Genomic DNA, 3988 nt, shown 5'->3' with positions numbered 1-3988 from the left:
GGTTTGTCTAGGCAACAATTACGATACCGGGGTTTTCGCTTTTTTTCTATGTTCAATTCAAAATCTGATGGATTTTATGCGTCAACCACGCCTTATGGTGATGAGCCTCTTCTATACCATTTTCAGCTCTTCTAAAGATAGAATGCTTAACAAGACATGCAGGCATTGGCCATACTAAATTTCAATTTGCCTTGCCACTTGTCGCTCCCTGTTCATTCTAACAAGCATGCCCAAACATTAAAACAATCATTTGAATATATAATTGACAATCTAGCGAAATCTTTGTACACTTGCATTAATCAAACGTTTGTTTGAATGTATAACTATCAGAGGGTATCACTTCACACTAGGATATCCGTAAAGGAGATGAGGGTGCTGTTAACCACGATTTTTACCGCGGTTGCCGCTTATGTGGCGACCAGCATTGATTACGTCATTATTTTGCTGATCCTGTTTTCACAAACGATGAAAAAAGGCCAGTTAAAATCCATTGTCATCGGACAATACCTAGGAACAGCCATCTTGGTGGGCGTCAGCCTGTTGGCTGCGTACAGCCTGACGCTTGTGCCGTCCCACTGGGTGGGCTTGCTAGGGCTCATTCCGATTTACCTGGGCATCCGGGTCTGGAAGCGAGAAGAAGACGAGGACGACGAAGAGAATCTCCTGTCCCGTTTGTCTTCCGGAAACCCCAATCGCTTGTTTGTCACCATTACAGTCATTACCCTGGCGGCTGGCGGCGACAACATTGGCGTCTACATACCCTACTTTTCAACCTTGAATCCAAGTGAAACTGTGGTGATGCTGGTTGTCTTTGCCATCCTGGTCGCCGTCTTGTGTTACCTCAGTTACCGGTTGGCAGCCGTTAAAACGATTTCTGAAACGATAGAAAATTGGGAACGGTGGATTGTGCCGATTGTCTTCATCGGGCTCGGCATCTTGATTATGGCGGAGAATGGGACTTTCCGATTCCTTTGGGGATTGGTGAGTTGAAGTGATTCTTTGCACTCTTTGTTTTATATAGAAGAAAATCACTTACTTGAAAAAACGAATGAGTAAACAGAAGTGAGAAAAAGGAGTGAATGAAAATGGCAAAAGAGATTTGTGATGTGGTCTGTGTAGATGAAGAAAAGGTGGAACGAGTCCAGCAGCAACTGTCTGAACAAAATCCATTGGAAGTGGCGAAGATCTTCAAGGCGTTGTCGGACGATACGCGTATCAAGATCGCCTACGCCTTATCGCTGGAGGACAAACTGTGTGTGTGTGACGTTGCGAATATCATCGGTTCATCTACCGCAACCGCCTCCTACCACCTGCGACTACTGAATAATATGGGGTTGGCGAAATACAACAAGGAAGGCAAGTTGGTCTACTACTCACTGGATGACGCGCATGTGAAACACTTGGTGCAAGTGGCCTTCATCCATCAGAAGGAGGTTGTTTCCGTTGGTTGAAAAAACGAAGGAAACAGAAGACAAAACGGTCTACCGGGTTGAGGGCTTTTCGTGTGCGAATTGCGCCGGGAAATTCGAGAAGAACGTCAAACAGATTCCCGGTGTCCAGGATGCCAAAGTGAACTTTGGGGCTTCGAAAATTGCGGTCTACGGCGAGGCGACGGTCGAGGAACTGGAAAAAGCCGGCGCTTTCGAGAATTTGAAGGTCGCACCGGAAAAACCGAAACGCCAGGCGGCTCCTGAAGTGACCGTCGAAGACAAAAATGTCTTCCGGGTCGAAGGCTTTACATGCGCGAACTGCGCCGGGAAGTTTGAGAACAACGTCAAGCAGATCCCCGGTGTCCAGGATGCCAAAGTGAACTTCGGGGCTTCAAAAATTTCCGTTTACGGGGCAGCGACCATCGACGAATTGGAGAAAGCCGGTGCGTTTGAAAACTTGAAGGTCGCGCCTGAAATTACAGGACGTCCAGCTATCACGAATACCGGAACCGAAAAAGCGCCAGCTCGAACAGAGAAGAAAGTGCCGTTCTACCAAAAGCACAGCACCTTGCTCTACTCCACCCTCTTGATCGTGTTCGGCTACATTTCCCAGTTCGTCAATGGCGAAGACAACCTGATGACGTCGCTCCTGTTTGTGGCGGCGATTGTCATTGGCGGGTACTCGCTCTTCAAAGTCGGCTTCCAGAACCTGATTCGCCTGGATTTCGACATGAAAACCCTCATGACCGTTGCCGTCATCGGGGCGGCTTTTATCGGCGAATGGGCGGAAGCGTCTATCGTGGTCATCCTCTTTGCGATCAGTGAAGCACTGGAACGCTATTCCATGGACCGTGCCCGCCAATCCATCCGTTCGTTGATGGACATTGCCCCGAAAGAAGCACTCGTCCGGCGGAATGGCCAGGAACAGCTGATTTCGGTGGACGACATTGTGGTGGGCGACACCATGATTGTCAGACCCGGACAGAAGATTGCCATGGACGGCACGGTGACCAACGGCTATTCGGCGGTCAATCAGGCGGCGATCACCGGGGAATCCGTGCCGGTCGCCAAAACGGTGAACGATGACGTCTTCGCGGGCACGCTGAATGAAGAAGGCTTGCTCGAAGTCAAAGTCACGAAGTTGGTTGAAGACACAACCATTGCGAAAATCATCCACCTGGTTGAGGAAGCACAAGGCGAACGGGCTCCTTCGCAGGCGTTTGTCGATAAATTTGCCAAATATTATACACCGATTATCATGGTCGTTGCTGCGCTTGTAGCCATCGTTCCTCCCCTTCTGTTTGATGCCAGCTGGGAAACCTGGGTCTACCAAGGATTGGCTGTGCTAGTCGTAGGATGCCCGTGTGCTTTGGTCATTTCGACTCCGATTTCGATTGTATCTGCTATCGGGAACGCAGCGAAAAAAGGCGTTTTGGTAAAAGGCGGCGTGTATTTGGAAGAAATGGGCGCGCTGAAAGCCATCGCGTTTGACAAGACCGGCACCTTGACCAAAGGGGTTCCGGTTGTCACGGACTTTGAAGTGCTGAACAAGGGAATCAGTGAAAAAGAGCTGCTTTCTATCGTCACAGCACTGGAGTACCGCTCACAGCATCCCCTTGCTTCGGCCATCATGAAAAAAGCGGATGCAGAAAATATTTCTTATTCTTCGGTCTTGGTCGAGGACTTCTCATCCATTACCGGCAAAGGGATTAAAGGAACCGTCGAAGGAACCACGTACTATATCGGCAGCCCGATCCTCTTCAACGAGCTGGGCGCCGCAAGTGCGGATAAGAACTTGGAACAAAATGTCACAGCTCTTCAAAATCAGGGCAAGACGGCCATGATCATCGGAACGGAACAAAACATCCTGGCGGTCATCGCCGTGGCCGATGAAGTCCGGGACTCCAGCAAGGAAGTCATCCAGAAGCTGCACGACATGGGCATCAAGAAGACGATCATGCTGACGGGTGACAACAAAGCGACCGGTCAGGCCATCGGCCGAGAGGTCGGCGTCACCGAAATCCAGGCCGAGCTGATGCCGGAGGACAAATTGAATGTCATCAAACGCTTACGGGCCGAGTACGGCAAGGTGGCGATGATTGGAGACGGCGTGAACGACGCGCCGGCACTCGCCGCTTCTACGGTCGGGATTGCCATGGGCGGAGCCGGAACGGATACCGCTTTGGAAACGGCGGATGTCGCTTTGATGGGCGACGATTTGAGCAAGCTGCCATTCACGGTGAAATTGAGCCGGAAATCCCTGAATATCATCAAAGCGAACATTACGTTCGCCATCGGCATCAAAGTGATTGCACTGCTATTGGTCATTCCGGGTTGGCTGACCCTGTGGATCGCCATCATGTCGGATATGGGCGCTACCCTTCTAGTCGCGTTAAACAGTTTACGGCTGATGCGAGTGAAAGAATAAAAAGCAAAAGGGGTTTCCGATTATCTGGAAACCCCTTTTTTATGATGAATTATAAAATTAAGTGCAACATCTGAACGTGAACGCAAAAAAAAGCCCACAGCGATGGCCTCGTTTAGAATGAAGTTACGAC

At 49.8% G+C, this 3988-nt stretch carries 3 protein-coding genes; all 3 read left to right on the top strand.

Features of this window, described 5'->3' with window-relative positions; genetic code table 11:
* Positions 1–375 precede the first annotated feature (375 nt).
* The 3 genes from KNP79_RS15455 to KNP79_RS15445 all read left to right on the top strand — a co-directional run bounded on the left by KNP79_RS15455 (position 376) and on the right by KNP79_RS15445 (position 3858).
* Complete coding sequence (locus KNP79_RS15455; protein WP_029595498.1) at positions 376–990, top strand: CadD family cadmium resistance transporter; 615 nt, start codon at positions 376–378, stop codon at positions 988–990.
* A 95-nt stretch (positions 991–1085) separates the two neighbouring features.
* On the top strand, positions 1086–1451 hold the full coding sequence (locus KNP79_RS15450) for an ArsR/SmtB family transcription factor (protein ID WP_215192919.1): 366 nt from the start codon (positions 1086–1088) through the stop codon (positions 1449–1451).
* Positions 1444–3858 carry a heavy metal translocating P-type ATPase gene (locus tag KNP79_RS15445; RefSeq protein WP_215192918.1) on the top strand — a complete coding sequence of 805 codons (2415 nt, stop codon included), beginning with the start codon at positions 1444–1446 and terminating at the stop codon, positions 3856–3858. Before KNP79_RS15450 ends, KNP79_RS15445 begins: the two co-directional genes overlap by 8 nt.
* Positions 3859–3988: the final 130 nt, after the last annotated feature.

The sequence above is a fragment of the Exiguobacterium sp. s7 genome, from assembly GCF_018618195.1.
Taxonomy (GTDB): Bacteria; Bacillota; Bacilli; order Exiguobacteriales; family Exiguobacteriaceae; genus Exiguobacterium; species Exiguobacterium mexicanum_A.
The sequence above is the reverse complement of the archived record's forward strand: the minus strand, read 5'-3'. Positions and strand labels throughout refer to the sequence as shown.